The sequence below is a fragment of the Corynebacterium pygosceleis genome (genome assembly GCF_016595275.2).
GTDB classification, from domain to species: Bacteria; Actinomycetota; Actinomycetes; order Mycobacteriales; family Mycobacteriaceae; genus Corynebacterium; species Corynebacterium pygosceleis.
The window spans coordinates 140,730-162,837 of sequence record NZ_JAENIQ020000002.1 but is presented as its reverse complement, the minus strand read 5'-3'; the positions used below and the strand labels follow the sequence as shown (position 1 = coordinate 162,837).

Sequence of the window (22,108 nt, the reverse complement as noted above, 5' to 3'; positions counted from 1 at the left end):
GTGTCCACCGAGAGGCCCCGTCACCCGGCATCTCCGCAGTACTACACCCCATAGCCCAAGAAAGAACCGATAATGAGCACTCTCGAAATCAGGAACCTCTCGGCGCAGGTAGCCGCCGCCGACGAAAACAGCGAACCGAAGCAGATCCTCAAGGGCGTCAACCTGACGATCAGGTCGGGCGAGACCCACGCGATCATGGGGCCCAACGGCTCCGGAAAGTCGACCCTGTCCTACACCATCGCAGGACACCCCAAGTACGAGGTCACCGGGGGTGAGGTTCTCCTCGACGGTGAGAATCTCCTCGACATGGATGTCGACGAGCGGGCCCGTGCGGGACTTTTCCTCGCGATGCAGTACCCCGTCGAGGTGCCGGGCGTGTCCATGGCGAACTTCCTCCGTACCGCGGCAACGGCGGTACGGGGTGAAGCACCGAAGCTGCGCGACTGGATCAAGGAGGTCCGCGAGGCACAGGACGAGCTCTCCATCGACCGCACCTTCTCCGAGCGTAGCGTCAACGAGGGATTCTCCGGTGGCGAGAAGAAGCGTCACGAGATTCTCCAGCTCGGCCTGCTGCGTCCCAAGTTCGCGGTCCTGGACGAGACCGACTCCGGTCTGGACGTCGACGCACTGAGGGTCGTCAGTGAGGGGATCAACCGCTACCGCGACCGCAATGACGGCGGACTTCTGCTCATCACGCACTACAAGCGAATCCTGAACTACGTCAAGCCCGACCACGTGCACGTCTTCGCCGATGGCCGGATCGTCACCTCCGGTGGGCCGGAACTCGCGGATGAACTCGAGGCCAACGGTTACGACCGCTTCATCTGATGTCACATTCATCCCCGATGTACCGCCATCCGGACGGAACCCTCGACACCGACGGGATCCGGGCCGAGTTCCCTGTCCTGGGCAGGACCGGACGCGACGGTTCAACGATCGCCTATCTTGATTCCGGCGCGACCTCACAGCGCCCGGAACGGGTGTGGCGTGCCGAGGAACGGTTCGTTCTCGGCACCAACGCGCCCGTCCACCGTGGTGCCTACCTCCTCGCAGAGGAAGCCACCGACGCCTACGAGACCGCCCGTGAGCGGATCGCCGGATTCGTCGGAGTCGATGAATCCGAGGTCGTGTTCACCAAGAACGCCACGGAGGCACTCAATCTCGTCGCCCATGTACTCGGGGACGAGCGTTCCGGTGATCTGTACGTCGGCCCCGGGGACACCGTCGTCGTCACCGAACTCGAACACCACGCCAATCTGGTGCCCTGGCAGGAACTGTGCAGGCGTACCGGAGCGGCACTGAAGTGGTACGGGATGACCGCCGACGGCCGTATCGATCTCGAATCCCTGGATCTCGACGGTACGGTCAAGGTGGTGGCCTTCACCCACCAGTCGAACGTGACGGGAGCGATCACCGATGTCGACGAGATCGTCCGTCGTGCACGCTCGGTCGGTGCACTCACCGTGCTCGACGCCTGCCAGTCGGTGCCGCACCAGGCGGTGGACCTCCACACCATGGACGTCGACTTCGCCGCGTTCTCCGGCCACAAGATGTGCGGGCCCACCGGAGTCGGTGTCCTGTACGGACGATCGGCGATCCTCGAGGCACTCCCGCCCTTCCTGACCGGTGGTTCGATGATCGAGAAGGTAACCATGGAGGGAACCACCTTCACCGTGCCACCGCAGCGGTTCGAGGCCGGAACCCAGATGAACAGTCAGGTGGTCGGTCTCGGTGCCGCCGTGGATTTTCTCACCACGGTCGGCATGGACGCGATCGCCGCCCACGAGAAGGTGCTCACCGGCCGCGCGCTCGATGCTCTCGCCGAGATCGAGGGCGTCCGGATCATCGGTCCCGGAACGACGGAGAAGCGGGGGAGCGCCGTCAGCTTCACCGTCGACGGTGTCCATCCGCACGATCTCGGCCAGGTCCTCGATGACGGTTCGGTGGCCATCCGGGTAGGCCACCACTGTGCCTGGCCCGTCCACCGTTCCTGTGGCGTCCAGGCCACGGCACGCGCCTCCTTCTACCTGTACAACACGCCCGATGAGGTGGACCGGCTCGTTGCCGGAGTCCTCAGGGCACGAGAATTCTTCGGGGTCAGCTGATGCGACTTGAACAGATGTACCAGGAGGTCATCCTGGACCACTACCGCCACCCGCAGCACAAGGGCCTCAGGGAGCCCTTTGATGCCGAGGTGCACCACGTCAACACGTCCTGTGGTGACGAGCTGACCCTCCGGGTCCGGCTCTCCGAGGATGGCTCCACCGTCGAGGACGTCTCCTACGACGCCGTGGGGTGTTCGATCAGTCAGGCGTCGACGTCGGTGATGGCCGAGGAGATCGTCGGTGCAGGCGTCGAGGACGCGATGAAGAGTGTCGCCGCTTTCGAGACGATGGTGACCTCCCGTGGCACCCAGGACGGGGACGCCGATCTCATCGGTGACGGTGTCGCCTTCGCCGGTGTCTCCAAATACCCGGCCCGGGTCAAATGCGCACTACTCGGTTGGAAGGCATTCCAGGCCGCCACCGCCCAAGCCCTCAAGGAGAAGTAATGACGGAGCAACCAGAGAATCCCGACGCAGAAGTGGACGCTGCCGGAGACACCGGGGAACGGGTCCGTCCCGAGCAGTCCGAGGCCGACCTGGCGAAGGCGAGTGACGTCGAGGAGTACATGCGCGACGTGATCGACCCGGAACTCGGCATCAACGTGGTCGATCTCGGTCTCGTCTACGACATCTGGATCGAGAACGGCGACGAGGCCGTCGTCCAGATGACGCTGACCTCACCGGCCTGCCCTCTCACCGACATTCTGGAGGAGCAGGCGGAGACCGCCGTCGTCGGTTCCGGAACAGCCAGCAAGCTCGACCTCGAGTGGGTCTGGCGTCCGCCGTGGGGACCCCACATGATCACCGAGGACGGGCGTGAACAGCTGCGAGCCCTGGGTTTCTCGGTGTGAGGATGCATAGCCGAACAAAACATGTCTGACAGGTTGGCGCCGTTCCTGATTTCGGGGGCGGCGCTTTTCCGTATCTAACCGGTCTTGCCACGGATGTTCTGACGTGCAGGCCCTCGACTGATTCGATGGTCCACATGTGTCTTCCGCCATTCTTCCGGGTGTTTGTCCCCGATTTTCCCGAATTGGAGTCTCGGACCTCGGCCTTCCGATGGGGTGCACCACAAATCACACCGCATAACTCCAACCCCAACGGGGGTACCCGTTTTTCATTCTTGTAGGACATGAGACTGGAAAATCTCCAAACGTAACTCAGATCCTCTACACTCCTAACATGCGTGACCTTCGCTACACTTTCGCCGCCATGTGACCGGCGACATGTTTGAGGGGCATGTTCATCCGACCACGAGATCCGGGAGTATCGATGAAGATTCTGAATCGACGAAAGACAGTGTTGGGGGTGTTCAGCATCCTCGCCGTGATGGGTGGAGTGCTCTCACCTCCGGGACTACCTGAAGCCTCCGCCACCGAGAACACAGCGGGGCCGGCGGGATTTGACGCAAACGACGACCTGAACGGTGAAGCGTTCTTCACCGATGAGGTTCTCGCCGTCGGAGGGGAGGACGGTTACGACTGCTACCGGATCCCCTCGCTCGGGGTGGCGAAGGACGGTACGGTACTCGCGTCGTGGGACGGTCGGCCGGGGGGATGCGCCGACGCGCCTCAGGCGAACACCGTCGTTCAACGCCGGTCCGACGACAACGGCCTCTCGTGGACCGCGCCCCAGGCTGTCGCGGCCGGCCAGGTGAATGCGCCGAAGTACGGATTCTCCGATCCGTCGGTTCTGGTCGACTATCACACCGGCGATGTCTTCAACTTCCACGTCAAGAGTTTCGACGCCGGTATCCGGAACTCCCGGCTCGGGACGGACCCCAACGATCGGAATGTTCTCCACGCCGCCTACGCGAAGAGCTCCGACAACGGTGTGACCTGGGACGACGACAATGTCATCACCCACTCCGTCACCGGCGACAATGCTTGGCGTGGACGTTTCGCCACCTCCGGAAACGGAATTCAGCTGCAGTACGGCGCACATGCGGGCCGTCTCGTGCAACCTGCGATGGTCGTCACGACATCAGGTCAGTTCAAGGCCATCGCCTGGCTCTCCGATGATCATGGTCAGACCTGGTACGCCGGACACCCCTTCGGTACCGGCATGGACGAGAACAAGATCATCGAGCTCTCCGACGGAACGCTCATGGACAACTCGCGTTCCTCCGCGGGCGGGGAGCAGGCCAGGAAAATCAGTTTCAGCCACGATGGTGGTGTCACCTGGACCGAGCCCTATCTCGATCATTCACTACCGGATCCGCACAACAACGCCTCCCTGATCAGATTGTTCCCGAACGCCCCGGAGGGGTCCCCCAAAGCGAAGGCACTCCTGTTCAGCAACACCGCCTCGACCAGTTCCCGCAGCAACGGAACCATTCGGTTGAGCTGCGACGACGGCAAGACGTGGCCGGTGTCCCGGTCTTTCAGAGCCGGAAACATCCAGTACACCTCGATGGCGACGCTTCCCGACGGCAACATCGGACTTCTCTTCGAGGAACACAATCACGGCCCCCACAACAACATCCATTTCTCGCGGTTCAACCTGGAATGGCTCGGAGCCTCCTGTCTGGACATCCAGACGGAAGCCTCCCAGGTCCGTCCCGGTGAGACCGTCACAGTCACGGGGACCGTCACCAACACCCTCGGTGACGACATCGTCGATCGGCCCCTCGAGATCGTTCTACCCGCCGGTTGGACGGGAGAGGCGCCGAACGTCACAGTGGCGGCAGGCGATACGCAGGAGGTTTCCTTCGAGGTCACCGCTCCTGCCGACGCACCCAACGGCACCGTTGAGGGAACACTCCGCATCGACGACGCAGGCGTGGTGAAGCAGGACACCTTCAGCATCGAGGTCGTTGACGGGCATGTACTCAGCGCCGGAGACGTTTCCATCACGGCATCCGTGAAGAACCCGGGTGAAGACTTCGTCGAGGGAAGCAAGATCCACTACAACTTCCGGGTCGACAACCCTCATCCGACACCGGTCGGGGTCCTCCCGTCCGGTGAACTCGAGCTCTTCGACCCCGACACCTCCCCGCATAAGAGCTGTCGGTGGAACAGGTTCAACGGAAACACCGTCGCGGACTGCGGTTTCCCCGAGCACACCGTGACCGGGGAAGACATTCAGCGCGGATACTATGAGCCCACCGTTTCCTGGCGTATCGGCCGGCCCGGGCACGGAGGGGATCCGTACAAGATCATCACCATGACCCTTCCCCGCGTCACCTTCGGTGATGAGGGTCAGATCACCGAGAACCACGCAGACCTCTCGATCGAACCGATCGCACCCGTCCAGGCGACCGGAGGACCCGTCGATTTCACCGCTGTAGTCACGGTTGAGATGCGGGAGGAGGACGCGGAGATCCCAGAAGACGCCCGTATCGCGCTCTACGTTGACACCGTCAAAGCGGGGGAGGCCGACGTCACCGCTGAAGGCACCGCCTCCATTCCGTTCACCGTGCCGAATGTCCCCAGTGGCTCCGACAGCGTCACCCACCAGCTCCGTGCGCGACTCGTCGCGACCGCAGCTCCGGGTGTCCAGCTTCTCAGCAGAGACGCTCAGGGGTCGGCGACGGTCACCCCCGAGGATCGCCCGGTCGTCGAGCGCACCGTCACGCTCGGGGAACAGCCCGACATCGTATCCGATGGACAGCCCCGTTCCATCCCGCTGTCGGCCCGCGTCTCCGGACCCGACGGCACCGTCGCAGGAATCCCGGTCGTCTTCAGTGTCGACGGTGAGACCGTCGCGGAGTCCACCACCAACATGGATGGCCTCGCGGTCGTCCGGTACACCGTGGATTCGATCGCGACCGGCGGCCCCGAGCGCAACGTCAATGTGTCCGCCGCAATTGAGGAATCCTCCGACAGTACGACAGACTATCCTGCTGCTTCCGACACCGGATCCTTCAACGTCCTGCCGGTGCCCTCACCGGAACCACCGGAGACGGTGACGAGCACCGTCACAACCACGGTCACCTCCACCACGACAACGACCGAGCCGGCCACGACCGTCACGGAGACCCCGGATCCGGTCACCTCCACGGTGACTGAGGCCCCGGATCCGGTCACCGAGACGTCCACGACGACGGTTACCGAGACGCCCGATCCTTTGACCGAGACCTCGACAACTACGGTGACTGAGACTCCGGACCCGGTCACTTCAACGGAAACCACGACACAGGTCCCGGCCCCGGTGACTGTCACCGCTACGGCGACCGAAACTGAAATGGTGACGATAACCGAGACCCCGGAGCCGATAACGGTCACGGAGACGCAGGAGCCGGTCACTGAGACGGTGACGTCGACGCCTGATCCGGTGACGGAGGTTGTCACGGAGACGCAGGACCCGGTCACCGAGACGATCACCCCCGCGCCGTCGACGGCCACCGTCACTGAAACCAGTACGGCAGCCCCGGTCACGGAGACCGTCGTCGAGACGAGTGCACCGGTAACGGTGACGGTCACAGCGACACCGACCGAGACCCCGGACGATGGCGGTAATGAGAACGCCATTGTCGCCGGAGCGGTGGGTGTGGGAGCGGCTGTGGCGGTCATCAGCGGCATTGCCGCGCTGATCCGGTACCTGCCGTGGTTCTACGAGTTGGGCAACTTCAACTGGTTGTTCAACCTCATCGGCCGCTGATGTGAGGGTATGCCGAGGGATTCCCTGACGGGAAGAGTCGGCCGCGGTTGAGGAGATGCCCCCGGAAAATGGTGAGAACCAGGATCCGGGGGCCTTCTCTGTGTTCGGGGAGTAGGTGGTCTCTTCCGGAGTTCCGCATTTCCGGAGTCCGGTGTCGACCGTCCGCAATCACCGATGGGTCCTTCGGTGCGTGGAGGACGGTGTGTATGGCATTCATGCCATGTCAGGCAGGTTATATTCTTGGATGTAAGTCAAATGTGTTTGCCGTTTTCCTCCGACCTCCGACCGGAAAAGCAGATAAGCTGCAGGTGTCCCACCAACCGTCTGAACACAGAGGAGTCATTCCATGGGAAATCGGTTCACAAGAGGTTTTTTCGCTTCCGTCACCGTAGCGTCGTGTCTGGCGTTTGCCGGGACCTCGGCCGTTGCGGTACAGATCCCCACGCCCGAGAATCCGTGCATCATCACTACAGATCCCCAGGTGGCTCAGCCGCAGAACTGCGATCATCCGCATCCGGTCGACCCCGTGATGATCGCCCGTGAGATGAACCTCACCGTCTCAGAGATCGCGGACTCCGCCCAGATGCGTGTCACGGCGCGGATCAGTACCCATCCCGAGATGTTCGGGACCGTGGGGGAAACGGTGACGTTCACCATCGACGGCGTCGAGAGAACAGCTGTGGTTGACTCAAACTTCGAAGCCGGTGTGGTGTTCACACCGAAGCCGGGTGGGGGAATGATCACCGCGAGCCTTCCGATGCATGTCGAGGAAGGTGGTCTGACCTACGTCTCCGATGCGCACGCCGAGATCCACTATGCGGCTGACGACGTTGATGAACCCCCGATGTCCGGTGGTGTCGGGAGCATGTTCCAGGCGATCATCGCGTGGTTCCGTTCCTTGTTCGCCGGGAGCAGCTAGGGGCGCAGCTGCCCTGCCGATGTTCCCGGGGTCATGACCGCTGACTCCGGGAGACAACGGCCCGGATTATCTTCCGCTGAAGGTGTCGGTCACAGGCGAGGAATATCCGTAACATGCCCCGCATCGTTCCGACCGGGTCACCCAGATGCAGGAAGCGTTTCTGTTCCGTCCTCGACAGGGTGAAAACCTTTTCGAGGAAGAGCGGTAGTTCATCGGGATCCAGTTCGAGGAGTACCTGCTGTCCGATGGAGAGCAACCGTCGATCCGCCCGGTACCGGGGGGTCATCCACGGTAGCCGGTGTTGTGTCCCGCCACGGATGATCGAGCTCAGGGTATCGAGTGTGGGATCCGTGAGTTCGAGGGATGTCGCGACGGAGAAACCAGAGATCGGGTTGATGAATCCCGCTCTCGCACCGAAAGGAACGGGGCCGGTCGGATCGATGTCCGCCGGCGCGTTCATCGGGAAGAGGACCTTCTCTGAAGCGATGACCTCGGCGTCGGGGTGGTCACCGATACGCTGCCTGAGGGCGTTCCGTAGAACCTCCCAGGGTAACGGGCCCTGATGGACGAGACTGGTTTCCTCGTGCAGCATCCCCCCACGCACCGGGATTTGATAGTGGAAGGTCGGGGTTGTGCCGTGTTCCAGGGGCCGGAGATCCATCCACACCGGGGCGGCCTCGTCGTGGAGGACGACCCCGTACGCCTGTTGAACCGGGCCCTCCGTCTCCGTTGCACCGCGCGCGTCAACGACGATGTCGGCGACATGAGTCCGGTTGTTGACCCGGACACGTCTTCTGCCGACCTCAGCCGCGGCTCCAATGATCGTGGGGAAGGTGAGGAAGCGGCGGCGGAGTGCGTCATTGTCCAGGATCGCGTATTCCCGGTCGGGGTGATGTTCGGATTCGCCGATGACCGATGGTGTGGAAAGGCTCTCGACCGGGGGATCGGGCAGCCAGTCGGGTAACTCGTCGGTGAACAGGCCGTAGGTGTTGCGCCACACGGGTTGAGGATCAACGCCGAGAACGTCCCACCCCCGCAGGGAGGCCCTGTGCGCGAGTGCCGCCCCCGAAGGCCCGAGACCGACGACGATCATGTCGAATCGGGTGACGTCCGGTCGAGGGCTGTTCTCGGCGGAAGAACTCATGGTGAGGTCACTGTTCCACCGGGGTGCGACCGTGTCTGTGCTCTCCGCTGTCCCCGGAATTTGTCGGGAGGTGGATTTCGGGTGGCCACTGATACACTGACCGGCTGTGATTGTAACCAGTGATCTTGAAGTGCGTGTCGGTGCCCGGACGTTGCTCACCGCCCCGGGACAGCAGCTCCGGGTGCAGCCCGGGGACCGCATAGGCCTGGTCGGTCGTAATGGTGCGGGCAAAACGACGACGATGCGGATTCTGGCGGGTGAAGCTGAGCCCTACGCCGGCGAGGTCACCCGTTCCGGCAGCGTGGGTTATCTTCCCCAGGATTCCCGTGAGGGAGACATCGAGGTCACCGCCCGGGACCGGGTCCTGTCCGCGAGGGGGCTGGACAGGATTCAGGCGGCGATGGAGCGGCAGCAGGAGATCATGGAGACCACGGCCGACGACAATCGCCGTGACACCGCTATCCGCAAGTACTCGCGTCTCGAGGAGGAATACCACACGCTCGGCGGGTATGAGGCCGCGAGTGAAGCCGCGAGGATCTGTGACGCCTTGGGTCTGCCCGCCAGAATCCTGGACCAGAAGCTCAAGACGCTGTCGGGTGGCCAACGACGCAGGGTCGAACTGGCCCAGATTCTCTTCGCCGCTTCAGCGGGCTCCGGTAAATCGGCGACGACTCTTCTTCTCGATGAACCGACGAACCATCTCGACGCCGACTCGATCACGTGGTTGCGGGAGTTCCTCACCAAACATGAGGGCGGTCTCATCATGATCTCCCACGACGTCGATCTCCTGGATGCGGTCTGCAACAAGATCTGGTTCCTCGACGCCGTGCGGGGCGAAGCCGACGTCTACAACATGGGGTGGAAGAAGTACCTCGATGCCCGGGCGACCGATGAGGCACGTCGTCGTCGGGAGCGTTCGAACGCCGAGAAGAAGGCGTCGGCGCTGAAGAAACAGGCCGCGAAGCTCGGAGCGAAGGCGACGAAGGCAGCAGCCGCGAAGCAGATGCTCGCCCGGGCCGAGAAGATGATCGACAGCACCGACGAGATCAGGCGGTCCGACAAGGTCGCCCACATCACGTTCCCGGAGCCGGCCCCGTGCGGCAAAACCCCGTTGAATGCGACAGGGTTGACCAAGATGTACGGTTCCCTCGAGGTGTTCGCCGGGGTGGACCTCGCCATCGACAGGGGGTCGAGGGTGGTGGTCCTGGGCTTCAACGGTGCCGGAAAGACGACACTGCTGAAGCTTCTGGCCGGGGTGGAGCGTACCGACGGCGAGGGGGGGATCGTGTCCGGGCACGGATTGAAGATCGGCTACTTCGCCCAGGAACACGACACCATTGACCCGGAGGCGTCGGTCTGGGAGAACACGATCAGAGCTTGTCCCGATGCCGGTGCCCAGGATCTCCGGGGCCTGCTGGGCGCCTTCATGTTCTCCGGCGACCAGCTCGAGCAGCCCGCCGGTACCCTCTCTGGTGGTGAGAAGACCCGGTTGGCTCTCGCCGCGTTGGTGAGTTCGCGGGCGAATGTCCTCCTTCTCGATGAACCGACGAACAACCTTGATCCCGTGTCCCGCGAGCAGGTCCTCGATGCACTGGGCACCTACACCGGAGCTGTCGTCCTGGTCACCCACGATCCGGGTGCCGTGCAGGCCCTCGATCCCGAGCGTGTGATCGTGTTGCCGGACGGCACCGAGGATCTGTGGAGCGACGAGTACATGGAGATCGTCGAACTGGCCTGACGGGGCTAGATCGTGCCGCCGACGGAGGCAGGGGGCCGGAGGCTATCCTGGTGCCATGTGCCCCCCCGCGAATGTCCGGTGACCGGTTTGAGCGCTGGGCTGATGAGGTCACCTATCCGGCGGAGCTGATCCTCTCGACTCACCACCTGGTCGCGGGCGAGTGCCCGCCGGTGTGCCCGGATGCCGGCAGCTGGCGCATTCTCGACGAGAGTGCCCTCCTCGGTGAAGGTCGGGAGTGTTACGAGAGGGCCGCGTGGAGCCTCCTGAACTGGCGGGCGCATCGAAGGGCCGGAGTGGGCGTCGGTGCCTGGCGTGGCGCGACGGTCGATGACGTCGTCAGGGTACGTTTCGCCGGTACCGATTCGCCGTGTCTGATTCTGTGCGTTGAGAGTGGCCCGACGGCGACGACGATGACCTACGGAACGCTTCCCGGCCATGTTGAGTGTGGTGAGGAATCGTTCTCGGTCGTACTGGGATCCGACGGACTGGTGTGGGGCAGGATCGTGGCTTTCTCTGCGCACGCACGGTGGATCACGAGGCTCGGGGGCGGAGTGGCCCGGGCGGTGCAGACGATGATCACCCGACGATATCTTGAGGGGATGCGCCCGTAGGTGGAAACATCCCGAAGAACGTCATCGTGCGTAGCGGTGGGCGAAGTTCCAGAGCAACCGGTTGTCCGTGGAAAGGTCCTGTCCGGAACAGGACTCCATGATGGAGTCGAATTCCTCGGGTTGGTAGTAGCCCGCCTCCCGGTAGACCTCGAGTCGGTCGCGGAACGTGTCCATCTCCAGCTCCGGGTGGAACTGTGTGACGTAGATGTGTCGTTTGATCCTGTACATCTGGACGGGGCAGGCCTCACCACGGGCCAGCAGGGTCGCCCCGGGAGGGAGCGCCCTGGTCGCTTCCTTGTGCCCGACGATGCAGGGAAAACGCCGCGGCATTCCGTCGAGGATGGGGTCGGCGAGCCCTTCCGTGGTGATGTCCACGGTGATGCAACCGGGTTTCTCACCGTAGTGCCTGTCAATGACGGCGCCCGCGACGCTACCGACGATCCCGACACCGAAGCAGGCACCGAAGAGCGGGAAATCCCGTTCGATGCATTCCCTGATGACCGTGTTGAGGCAGGTTTCGACGCGCACCTGGTGGTCTGACTTGTCCGGCTCCGTGGCATTGTACGGCCCGCCCCCGACGATGATGCCCGAGTAGTCATCCAGGATGATGGGGCCGAGTGGTTCCCGGTCGACGCGTTTCTGGATGAGGTACTCCGGTGCGATCTCCATCATCGAGACGAACGAATCGTATTCGGCGTCCGCGGCCTCATCCTCGGGACGGGTGCTCAGCAGAAGAAACGGTTTGGTGATCTCGGTGACGGCCATACCGAGTGATATTACTGTCTGCTGACCGCAATATGGGAGTAATCACACCGAAACTTAGGAAAAAATGATCAGACCGGTCTGCTCAGAGGTGTCCGGGGGACTGCGTGCGGACACTGGCCTCGACGAGATCCAGCACGTGGTGGAGGCAGTCGGTCGGTTCTCCGCTGGCGAGTCTGGTGATGAAACCGTCCATCACGGTTTCGAGGTAGGTGTGGAGAACCTCGACCGGGACATCGGTGCGCATCCGCCCGGCGTCGACGCCCGACTGGAGTCTGGATCTGATCGCTTCATCGAGAACCGCCTGGTGCTCCACCCATCTCGCGGAGAACACGGGGTCGGTGCGGAGGAGACGGGTGATCTCCAGTCGCGTGGACAGCCAGTCGTAACGGTCGGGATGCGACAACATGTCGCGCATGACTTCGACGAGGCCCTCTGCGGTGACGACGTCCGCCATGCGTGCGGCATCTTCGCGGGCGAGAGCGAGGAAGAGGTTCTCCTTGTCCGCGAAGTGGTGGAAGATGGCACCCCGGGATTTTCCGGTTGCCTGTTCCAGGCGTCTGACGGTGGCACCGTCATACCCGAACTCGGCGAAACAGCGGCGGGCGCCTTCGAGGATCTCTCTGCGTCTCTGTGAGAGATCTGAGGAACTGACCTTTGGCATGACAGTTCTCCTTGGTTTGTGGCGTGTGCTCCATCCGGTGCGGGAGAGCGGGGGGCTACAGAGTGGATGGTGCTGGTGTGTTCGACGACGAAGGGGGCTGTGGTACGGGGAAGAGGAACCCTTCCCGCGTCGCCACAGCCCCCATCGGTCACACTGTGTGGAGCTGTCCGGGGCCGGTGTCCCGATCATGCCGGAGACCCGGCCCGCAGATCTTCTTAGGAAGCGTCCCTGGCCATGTTCCGCAGAACATACTGCAGGATACCGCCGTTGCGGAAGTACGCCGCCTCACCGGGTGTATCGACGCGCACCTTGGCGTCGAAGACGATGTCCTCGCCGCCGTCCTTGCGGGCGGTGACCTTCACCGTCTGGGGGATCGTGTCGTTGTTGAACTCCTCGATGCCCTCGATGTCGAACACCTCGGTTCCGTCGAGTCCGAGAGACTCATGTGACTCACCCTCGGGGAACTGGAGCGGAATGACGCCCATACCGATCAGGTTCGAGCGGTGGATACGCTCGAAGCTCTCGGTGATGACGGCCCGGACACCGAGCAGGTTGGTGCCCTTCGCGGCCCAGTCACGGGAGGAACCGGTGCCGTACTCCTTGCCACCGAGGACGACCAGCGGAATGCCTTCCGCCTTGTAGTTCTCGCAGGCGTCGAAGATGAAGGCCTGCGGTGCGCCCTCCTGCGTGAAGTCACGGGTGTAGCCACCGGCCTGGTCGACGAGCTGGTTCTGGAGGCGGATGTTGGCGAAGGTACCGCGCATCATGACCTCGTGGTTGCCGCGCCGCGAGCCGAGGGAGTTGTAGTCGTTCCGCTCGACACCGTTCTCGTCGAGGTACTGCGCCGCAGGGGTACCGGGCTTGATGGAGGAGGCGGGGGAGATGTGGTCGGTCGTGACGGAGTCACCGAGCTTGCACAGGACGCGGGCGCCCTTGATGTCCTTGACCGGCTCCGGATCCATGGTCATGCCGTCGAAGTACGGGGCCTTGCGGATGTAGGTGGAGGACTCGTCCCACTCGAAGGTCTTACCCTCGGGGGTGGGCAGGTTCTGCCACTGCTCGTCACCCTTGAACACGTCGGCGTAGTCGGCCTCGTACAGCTCGCGGGAGATGCATTCCTCGATGGTGGCCTCGATCTCCTCCGTGGAGGGCCAGATGTCGGTGAGGAAGACGTCGTTGCCGTCCTGGTCCTGGCCGAGCGGCTCCTTCTCGAAGTCGAAGTCCATGGTGCCGGCGATGGCGTAGGCGATGACCATGATCGGCGACGCGAGGTAGTTCATCTTCACGTCGGGGGAGATACGGCCCTCGAAGTTGCGGTTGCCCGAGAGTACGGCGGTGGCGGTCAGGTCGTACTTGTTGATGGCGGCGGAGATCTCCTCGGGCAGCGGGCCCGAGTTGCCGATGCAGGTAGTGCAACCGAAGCCCGCGAGGTAGAAGCCCATGGCCTCCAGGTCCTTCCACAGGTCGGCGCGCTTGTAGTAGCCGTCCACGACCTGGGAACCCGGGGCACAGATGGTCTTGACCCACGGCTTCGCCTTCAGGCCCTTGGCCGCGGCCTTCCGGGCGATGAGACCGGCACCGATCATGACGGACGGGTTGGAGGTGTTGGTGCACGAGGTGATGGACGCGATGGCGACCATTCCGTGGTCCAGCGTGTACTCGCCACCGTTGGGTGAGGTCACGGTGACCGGGCGGGAAGCCCGTCCCTTGGCTCCCGTGGCGGCGGATTCGCCGTGGCCCTCGCGGGAGGAGTTGTAGAGTTCCGCGACGTCGGCGTCGTCGAAGTCGAGTTCACCCTCGGCATCCATGCGGACCGCCGGACGGCTCTCGTCGTCCTCGACCTCGTCGTTGCAGTAGTTCGGGAGATCCTTGCGGAACTGTTCCTTCGCCTCGGAGAGCAGGATACGGTCCTGCGGACGCTTCGGACCGGCGATGGACGGAACGACGGTGGAGAGATCCAGTTCGAGGTACTCCGAGTACTCGGCTTCGGGGGTGTCCTCGTCCAGCCACATGCCCTGTGCCTTGGCGTAGGCCTCGACCAGAGCGATCTGCTCTTCGGACCGGCCGGTGAGCTTGAGGTACTTGGTGGTCTGCTCGTCGATGGGGAACATCGCGCAGGTGGAACCGAACTCGGGGGACATGTTGCCGATGGTCGCGCGGTTCGCCAGCGGGACCTCCTTCACACCCGAGCCGTAGAACTCGACGAACTTCTGGACCACACCGTGCTCACGGAGCATCTCGGTGATGGTGAGCACGACGTCGGTCGCGGTGACCCCGGCGGGGATGGATCCGGTCAGCTTGAAGCCGACGACGCGGGGGATGAGCATGGAGACCGGCTGGCCGAGCATGGCCGCCTCAGCCTCGATGCCGCCGACGCCCCAACCGAGGATGCCGAGGCCGTTCTCCATCGTCGTGTGGGAGTCGGTGCCGATGCACGTGTCGGGGTAGGCGACACCCTCGTTGTCGAAGACGACCCGTGCCAGGTTCTCGATGTTCACCTGGTGGACGATGCCGGTTCCCGGGGGGACGACGCGGAAGTTGGAGAACGCCTTGGAACCCCAACGGAGGAACTGGTAGCGCTCCTCGTTGCGCTCGTACTCGATGTTGACGTTCTTCTCGAGGGAGTCAGAGTGGCCGAACGCCTCGATGATGACGGAGTGGTCGATGACCATCTCGGCGGGGTTCAGCGGGTTGACCCCGTCGGGGTCGCCACCCAGGGTCTTGATGGCCTCACGCATCGTGGCGAGGTCGACGACACACGGGACACCGGTGAAGTCCTGCATCAGGACACGGGCCGGCGTGAACTGGATCTCGATGCTCGGCTCAGCGGATGCATCCCAGTTCGCGATCGCCTCGATGTGATCGCGGGTGATGTTGGCGCCGTCCTCCGTACGGAGAAGGTTCTCGCCGAGAACCTTCAGGGAGTAGGGCAGCTTCTCCATGCCGGAGACGGCATCGAGGGCGTAGTACTCGTAGGACTTGTCGCCGACTTCGAGGGTGCTCTTGGCGTTGAATGAGTTCTGGCTCTCAGTCACGTAAGCTCCGTTCCTAAATTTATTCGGGTGAGTAAGGGCGTCGACTGGGTGACTATCCGGCTGGCGCCGACGCGGGTCGAAAGAGCGGTCCATCAGGGCATACAGCCAACATGAACGTCATCTGCGGTAAAGTATAACAGTACGGGCGTTCTGTTCGGCAATCGTGCCCCGTGTCGATACATACCACCCCCGTAATTTATCACCGTGTTCCGAAACGCCGTGGTCGACCGCCGTGAAACCCCCGTACGGTCACCCCCGGAGTGCTGGTGGGGATCGTGCGTGCGGTGCCATTCCCGACCGGCCCACGATCGGCGACGGTCGACCGGGGCCCGTCCCGCCGCCGTCCTGATGGTGTCACGGGGTGTCGCTGTGGCGTGGGTGGGGTGGACGTGGGATAGTCGAGGGGTCGATCGCGGGAGTCCCGCTTCGGCCGGTGGAAGTTCCCCGTTCAGAATCACCGAGAGGAAGATCCGTCCCATGATCCCCGCTGACATTGACCTGCCGGACATCGCCGACGATCTGGCCGGGGACGGTGTGTCCATCGGATCCCTGGACGGTGAATACCCGGGACTGGCGGACGCGTTGTCGGGCGTGGTCGAGGGGGCCAGGGAGAGCGGGTTCGGTGAACTTCGTTTCGTTTTCCTGGATTCGGCGCCGGCCGTCGCCGCGGACCAGCGCGACATCGCCCAGGATCTCATGGACATGTCCGGTGCGGAGACACTGATACTCCGGTCGCCCGCCGGTGGGGCCGTCGTCAGTGACAACCACTCGAGGGCGGCGATCGAGTCGGCGCAGGTCCACATGTTCGCCAATCCGGACCTCGTGGCGGGGACCGAGATGTTCATCGGTGACCTCGATCATGTGACGGTGCCCTGGCAGGGACTGAATCTCGGCGTGGGGGCCACGGTTCTGGTCGCGGTGCTGGTTACCGTCGCCGCCCTCCGACGTCGGACCCGGTGACCGGGTCGGCGTGCGCTGACGGGGTGAACGTGCGGACGCCGTGGTGGAACGTCTGCGGCGGCCACAGCGGTCAAGTCCGAGAACTTGACCCAGGCTACATCTTCCAGCGTGTCCGGAAACTTCGCGACCGGACACATCGCCCGTGACCGTGGACGACACGCCGGGAAGCCTATGTAATGTGATCAATGTCATATTACGGCGGGCGGGGCGAAAGAGTACAGGTCAGCAACCATCCCGGTCATGTTTTCAGGCTTTACCCCTGTGACTTATGTGGTGAATGTGTACCCAAGTTCTTTCAGGTGAATTAACGTTCAGTTGTCAGCTCATGAGTCTCGTCAGGTACATCTGCTACCACTGGCCACACTCCGACTTCCCTCTGTGGACGCCGGAGGGGTGTCCCGGGATCGGTGCGGCGGGATGAGATCATCAGGCACGTGGGGAAGCATGCCTGGTGAGGTCTCCGTACCGCGTTCGATCACCGTCGGCGCGGCCCATGAGTGACATCGAATGTTCACTACCGGTCCCCGGAATCTTCCGGGGCCGGCCCACGATGCGAGAGACAGTCGCCGCCACCGGTTCAACCGGTACCGGTCACCGAATCCGATCTGAACGGTCCTCCGTTCCGGATCCGGGGACCCGGTGCAGGTCCGGGCGGGGATAGGAGTTATTCAGTGGCAATGTTCACGCCCCGCCGTGCCACCACCGATGGTGCAGAATCCGGTTTCCGACCTCCTGCATCGCGACGCCTGACAGGTGTCCTGTTGACCGCATCACTCGCCTTCGGTCTGACACCGGCGGTAGCGGCACCCAACAACCCCGATGACGCCGAGATCGCCGCAGCGGAACAGGCGGTGCAGCTCAGTTCCGGGGAGGTCGCGTCACTCGCTGCGGGACTGTCCTCGGCCCAGGAGCAGATTGCGGTCCTCGAGAATGAGATGGGGCGTCTCCGGGAAGCGGTGAACAAGGCTCTCGTCGACCTCCATGACGCACAGGCCGGAGCGGAACAGGCCCGTCAGAACGCCCGGGGCGCCCGCGAGGAACTCGAGACCACCCAGGGACAGTTGAGTTCCGCACAGTCCAAACTCGACGAGATTTCCCGGAGCGCCTACCGCCGCGGGACGACGTCGCTCGCGGTCAGTGGGCTGGCGGGGGCCAGAAACGCCGATGATGCGTTGGACCGTCAGACCTTCCTCCGGACCGCTGCCGCGAAGCAGCAGGGCGTCCTCGACGACCTCGATCGACTCCGCACCGAAAACGCGAATGAGGAATCCCAGCTGAGGGCGGCCCGCAACGTCGCGGAACAGCGCGAGTCCGAGGCTGCGGCAGCCGAAGCCGCCGCCCGTGCCGAGATCGAGGCGAACGCCCGCCAGCTCGAGGAAGCCGCAGCTGAGCGGGATCGTCTCGCCGCAGAACGTGATGCCGCGCAGAAGCGTCTCGCGGAAGCGCGTGCCACCTCCGGTGAACTTCTCAACCAGCGCCGGGAATACGAGGACTACACCCGCGCAGAAGCTGAGCGGAAGGCCGCGGAAGCGGCGGCGGAACTCGCCGCCCGGCAGAAGGAGGCCGCAGCACAGGAATCCGCCGACGGCCGCCAGGGAGCGGCGGCGGCGGCGAGCGCGGCCGCGGCCGCGGCCCTGGATGCACCCGACCGGGCGGAAGCACGTGAGAAGGCGCAGGAAGCGGCCGATCAGGCAGTCCGCGCCCAGCAGGTCGCGGAGAAGGCGACGGCCGAGGCGGGTGACCGCCCCGACGAGGTACTTCGGGCGGAGGATCTCCGACGTGCGGCCAGCGCGGCCGCCTCACTGGCCGCTGCGGCGCTCGTCGCGGTGAACTCACCGGATCACGCGACCCTCGACAACCCCTACCCCTCGGATGAATCCGATGCGGAGACGCTGATCGCTGCGGTTCGGGACACCGTTACGCTGCTGGAAGAGAACTTCGGGGGTGCAGACGGTCTCTCCTCCGCACCCCAGACCACCGCAGCGGATGAGAGTGCGACGGTCAGTGACGGTGGGCGGACGGACAACTCCGGTGTTCCGGCGATCACCACGGCATCGCCGACCACGACGACCACGACGACGACAACCTCGACTCGTAACGGAACGGCCGAGGATCCGGTGTCGGGGACCATCGACACCGTCGTCGACTACGTCACCCTGACGGACCTCGATGAGGTCACGGAGACCGCCACGGATGTCATCACCGGATCGAGGGCGGAGAAGATCGAGGGTGTCATCGCCCGGGCGTCCGCCATGATCGGGACACCGTACGCCTGGGGCGGCGGAAACGCGGCGGGCCCCACCCGCGGCATCCGGGACGGTGGCGTCGCCGACTCCTACGGTGACTACAACAAGATAGGTTTCGACTGTTCCGGACTGACCCTCTACGCCTTCGCGGGCGCGGGCATCGCGCTGCCCCACTACACCGGTTACCAGTACCAGCGGGGCACCAAGGTGTCCACGTCGAACATCCAGCGGGGTGACCTGCTCTTCTGGGGACCGAACGCCGAATACCACGTCGCGATCTACCTCGGAAACGGGCAGATGCTCGAGGCGCCGCAGTCCGGTGGTCACGTTCAGATCAGCCCCGTCCGCTGGTCCGGTATGAGCCCCTACGCCGTCCGCCTCATCTGAGTGGATTGACCGTCGACGACCCCACCGGTGGCGACCCCGCCATCCGTGGGGTCGTTGGGTATTCTTGACCCATGGCTGACGCTCGAACCACTGATTACGACGCACTACTGTTTCTCTCATTCGGAGGGCCTGAAGGCCATGAGGATGTCCGGCCGTTCCTGGAGAATGTGACCCGTGGTCGCGGAATCCCACCGGAGCGTCTCGATGAGGTGGAGGTCCACTACCACCACTTCGGTGGCGTCAGCCCACTCAACCAGCTCAACCGGGAGATCATCGCCAACGTCCGTGCCGAACTGTCGGACAGGGGGATTGAACTGCCCGTCTACTTCGGTAACCGGAACTGGCACCCCATGGCCGCGGACACCGCGGCCGAGATGGCCGGGGACGGGATCCGCAACGCACTCGTGTTCGCGACCTCCGCATGGGCGGGGTACTCGGGGTGCAGGCAGTACGACGAGGACATCGCCGGGATGCGGGAACGTCTGGCCGCGGAGGGACTACCGGAGATCCGGTTCACCAAACTCCGCCAGTTCTACGATCATCCGCTGTTCATCGGTGCGATGGCCGACGCTGTTCGTGCGGCATACCAGCGGCTTCCGGATCACGTCCGTGACTCCGCCCGGTTGATGTTCACCGCCCACTCGATTCCCACGGCCGCCGACAACGCCGCAGGGGTAGACGACGACGGGCCGTTGTATTCCCGTCAGGTACAGGAGGCGGCAGCTCTGGTCGCCAGGGAGGTGGGGGTCACCGATTTCGACGTCGTCTGGCAGTCACGTTCGGGCTCGCCCCACACTCCGTGGCTCGAACCCGACATCGTCGACCACGTGACGGAACTGCACCATGACCGCGGGCTCCCGGCTGCGGTGGTCTGTCCCATCGGATTCGTCTCCGACCATATCGAGGTGGTGTGGGACCTCGATTCGGAACTGGCCGATGAAGCCGAGCAGTTCGGCATACCGATCGAACGTACGGCGACCGCCGGTCCGACCCCGGAATTCGCGAAGATGGTGGTCGATCTCGCGATGGAGATGGTCGAGGACACCGCACCGGTACGTCTCGGATCAGCGCCGTTGAAGGGGTGCACCGTGAACGGTGCCTACTGCGGGACCGGCTGCTGTGCACCGGCCCGGCGGCCTTCCCCAGTTCCCGGGAGGGGATGAGTCGACCTGCTGGGCGGGAGTACCGCAAGGGTGTCCGTCGTCCCGGATCCGGCGGAGGCGACCCGCCCTCAGCGCGCCCTCCCGTACTCGCCGACCGCGTACGCGACACCGGCCATGCGTGCGGTGCGGAGATGGGTGAGCAGTCGGGTGAGCTCTGCATCGAGACTGTGATCACCGGCTTCGCCCATGACGCTCTCGATGATCGCGGCGACCCGGTCCGCACGGGCGAAGAGTTTCGCGGCCCGCGGTGAGACGGAGTCGGGCAGCCCCGGACCTGCGTAGAGGTCGTCGAGACGACCGACGGTCAGACGCGGAGACGGCAATGGGTTCGGTCTGAATCCGCGTTCCTCGATCAGTTCCGCAGCACATCTGGTCGCGTCGGCTAGAAGACGGTCCGCCTCACCCGGCCCGAGATGCTCCGGCTCCGGGACGCGTCCCCTCTCGGTGTACCACCGCCATGTGACGGGACGACTCCGACTTCCGAGGTCGGTGTCCGGCAGGAGGACATGGTGAACCTCCGGATCAGCGTCCCGGATGACCAGCGCGCTGAAGTTCATGTCCCGGGCGGCCTCGGCGGCCGGTGACCCCGCGATGAGTCCCGGCACCTGACCGGGGCCACCGAACACGAGCCGGAGGACCGGTTCACCGGGGATCAACCGCGGTAGCAGAGGGGCCGTGGTTTCACGGAGGTGACGGAGAAGTCCGGTGAGTCCGTGCGTCCGGGGGTGGTGCCCGTCCGCCGGGGGATCCCCGATGATCAGGGTGTGCCGGGTTCCGTACTCCCCGAAGGCATCGAGGAGGTCGTCGTAGCTGACTCTGCCGTGGAGCCAGCCGGCGAGCCAGACTGCGGCGTTCTGAAGGGGCGAGTGGACCAACGGTCGGAAATCCATGGTTGCCAGAGTTTAACCGATAGGCTGGGTTCCCATGAGTTTCAATGATCCCTACTCCGGTGACATTCTCTCGGGACACTCCCGGCGGCGTCGGCCCGAGCACCCGAAGGTACCCGCCGAACCGGGCCTGGTGGTGGAGGTGATCGCCGACGGCTTCGTCGGTGCGGTCACCGGCTTCGAGCGGACCTATGACGGGGACTTCATCCGGCTCGCCGACAGGTACGACAGGGAACGCCTGTTCAAACTGCGGGAGGGTGCCTTTCTCCTGGAGGGGAAACGGGTGACACTGACCCGCTACGTGCCCCAGACGCAGCCGCAACGGTCGAATTCGGGTTCCCGGAAGGTCACCGGCGTCACGGCGAAGGTGGCCGCACCCTCACGGATCTGGGTGGAAGGCATCCATGATGCGGCGATCGTCGAGAAGGTCTGGGGGCATGATCTCCGGGTGGAGGGCGTCGTCGTCGAATATCTGGAGGGGCTCGACAACCTCCCGGAGCGCCTCGCGGAATTCGGGCCGGGTCCGGGGCGGCGGGTCGGGGTGCTCGCGGACCATCTCGTGGAGGGATCGAAGGAAACGAGGATGACCCGGTCCCTCGGACCGGATGTTCTCGTGACGGGGCATCCGTTCATCGACATCTGGGCGGCGGTGAAACCGGAGAGACTCGGTATGCGTGCCTGGCCGGAGGTTCCGCGTGGTGAGGACTGGAAGACCGGCATCTGTTCCCGGTTGAGGTGGGGAACGCCCCGTGAAGGCTGGAACCGTGTCTACGGCGCTGTGGAGAGTTACCGTGATCTCGACTCCACACTCATCGGGGCGGTTGAACGGCTCGTTGATTTCGTCACCATCCCCGACGTCGATAAACGGGACCTGATCTGATCTTCT

Annotated in this window: 17 protein-coding genes; 12 read left to right on the top strand and 5 right to left on the bottom strand. The window is 64.0% G+C overall.

All coding sequences use genetic code 11. The features are described 5' to 3' along the window. Positions 1 to 72: 72 nt before the first annotated feature. The 6 genes from sufC to JIM94_RS04000 all read left to right on the top strand — a co-directional run bounded on the left by sufC (position 73) and on the right by JIM94_RS04000 (position 7,625). A complete protein-coding gene (gene sufC, locus JIM94_RS04025) occupies positions 73 to 828 on the top strand; it encodes a Fe-S cluster assembly ATPase SufC (protein ID WP_200254959.1) in 756 nt (251 codons plus the stop codon). Then, complete coding sequence (locus JIM94_RS04020; RefSeq protein ID WP_248702989.1) at positions 828 to 2,105, top strand: SufS family cysteine desulfurase; 1,278 nt, start codon at positions 828 to 830, stop codon at positions 2,103 to 2,105. The genes sufC and JIM94_RS04020 overlap by 1 nt, the downstream gene beginning before the upstream one ends. Next, positions 2,105 to 2,551, top strand: coding sequence for a Fe-S cluster assembly sulfur transfer protein SufU (gene sufU, locus JIM94_RS04015; protein ID WP_200254955.1), 447 nt, complete (start codon positions 2,105 to 2,107; stop codon positions 2,549 to 2,551). The genes JIM94_RS04020 and sufU overlap by 1 nt, the downstream gene beginning before the upstream one ends. After that, positions 2,551 to 2,955 carry a metal-sulfur cluster assembly factor gene (locus JIM94_RS04010; protein WP_200254953.1) on the top strand — a complete coding sequence of 135 codons (405 nt, stop codon included), beginning with the start codon at positions 2,551 to 2,553 and terminating at the stop codon, positions 2,953 to 2,955. The genes sufU and JIM94_RS04010 overlap by 1 nt, the downstream gene beginning before the upstream one ends. 421 nt (positions 2,956 to 3,376) lie before the next feature. Beyond that, the gene (locus JIM94_RS04005; protein WP_200254951.1) at positions 3,377 to 6,706 is read left to right on the top strand and encodes an exo-alpha-sialidase; all 3,330 of its coding nucleotides are present in this window, start codon (positions 3,377 to 3,379) and stop codon (positions 6,704 to 6,706) included. Positions 6,707 to 7,187: 481 nt separating this feature from the next. After that, the gene (locus tag JIM94_RS04000) at positions 7,188 to 7,625 is read left to right on the top strand and encodes a hypothetical protein (protein ID WP_200254949.1); all 438 of its coding nucleotides are present in this window, start codon (positions 7,188 to 7,190) and stop codon (positions 7,623 to 7,625) included. Positions 7,626 to 7,656: 31 nt separating this feature from the next. Here JIM94_RS04000 and JIM94_RS03995 read toward each other — a convergent pair whose 3' ends face one another. After that, positions 7,657 to 8,769, bottom strand: coding sequence for a lycopene cyclase family protein (locus JIM94_RS03995; RefSeq protein ID WP_200254947.1), 1,113 nt, complete (start codon positions 8,767 to 8,769; stop codon positions 7,657 to 7,659). Positions 8,770 to 8,875: 106 nt separating this feature from the next. Between JIM94_RS03995 and JIM94_RS03990 the strand changes: the two genes are divergently transcribed. Further along, positions 8,876 to 10,507, top strand: coding sequence for an ABC-F family ATP-binding cassette domain-containing protein (locus tag JIM94_RS03990; RefSeq protein ID WP_200254945.1), 1,632 nt, complete (start codon positions 8,876 to 8,878; stop codon positions 10,505 to 10,507). Positions 10,508 to 10,578: 71 nt separating this feature from the next. Then, positions 10,579 to 11,118: a DUF1990 domain-containing protein gene (locus JIM94_RS03985; RefSeq protein WP_200254943.1), complete on the top strand. Its 540-nt coding sequence runs from the start codon at positions 10,579 to 10,581 to the stop codon at positions 11,116 to 11,118. A gap of 21 nt (positions 11,119 to 11,139) precedes the next feature. On the opposite strand, the gene JIM94_RS03980 is transcribed toward JIM94_RS03985, so the two are convergent. The 3 genes from JIM94_RS03980 to can all read right to left on the bottom strand — a co-directional run bounded on the left by JIM94_RS03980 (position 11,140) and on the right by can (position 15,579). Beyond that, positions 11,140 to 11,883, bottom strand: a complete 744-nt coding sequence (locus JIM94_RS03980; RefSeq protein WP_200254941.1) for a glutamine amidotransferase — start codon at positions 11,881 to 11,883, stop codon at positions 11,140 to 11,142. An 82-nt stretch (positions 11,884 to 11,965) separates the two neighbouring features. Next, entirely contained in the window at positions 11,966 to 12,544 is a 579-nt protein-coding gene (locus JIM94_RS03975) for a TetR/AcrR family transcriptional regulator (protein ID WP_200254939.1), read from the bottom strand. A 215-nt stretch (positions 12,545 to 12,759) separates the two neighbouring features. Then, positions 12,760 to 15,579 carry an aconitate hydratase gene (gene can, locus JIM94_RS03970; protein WP_200254936.1) on the bottom strand — a complete coding sequence of 940 codons (2,820 nt, stop codon included), beginning with the start codon at positions 15,577 to 15,579 and terminating at the stop codon, positions 12,760 to 12,762. Positions 15,580 to 16,056: 477 nt separating this feature from the next. Between can and JIM94_RS03965 the strand changes: the two genes are divergently transcribed. The 3 genes from JIM94_RS03965 to JIM94_RS03955 all read left to right on the top strand — a co-directional run bounded on the left by JIM94_RS03965 (position 16,057) and on the right by JIM94_RS03955 (position 20,335). Next, positions 16,057 to 16,539, top strand: coding sequence for an Rv1476 family membrane protein (locus JIM94_RS03965; protein ID WP_200254934.1), 483 nt, complete (start codon positions 16,057 to 16,059; stop codon positions 16,537 to 16,539). Between the two features lie 677 nt (positions 16,540 to 17,216). Next, complete coding sequence (locus JIM94_RS11280; RefSeq protein ID WP_200255159.1) at positions 17,217 to 19,172, top strand: DIP1281 family NlpC/P60 protein; 1,956 nt, start codon at positions 17,217 to 17,219, stop codon at positions 19,170 to 19,172. Between the two features lie 71 nt (positions 19,173 to 19,243). Continuing rightward, entirely contained in the window at positions 19,244 to 20,335 is a 1,092-nt protein-coding gene (locus JIM94_RS03955) for a ferrochelatase (protein ID WP_200254932.1), read from the top strand. A gap of 68 nt (positions 20,336 to 20,403) precedes the next feature. Here the strand turns inward: JIM94_RS03955 and JIM94_RS03950 are convergent, their stop codons facing one another. After that, positions 20,404 to 21,225, bottom strand: a complete 822-nt coding sequence (locus JIM94_RS03950) for a hypothetical protein (RefSeq protein WP_200254930.1) — start codon at positions 21,223 to 21,225, stop codon at positions 20,404 to 20,406. A 34-nt stretch (positions 21,226 to 21,259) separates the two neighbouring features. Here JIM94_RS03950 and JIM94_RS03945 point away from each other — a divergent pair, with 34 nt between their 5' ends. Next, on the top strand, positions 21,260 to 22,102 hold the full coding sequence (locus JIM94_RS03945) for a DUF3097 domain-containing protein (protein ID WP_200254929.1): 843 nt from the start codon (positions 21,260 to 21,262) through the stop codon (positions 22,100 to 22,102). Positions 22,103 to 22,108 lie beyond the last annotated feature (6 nt).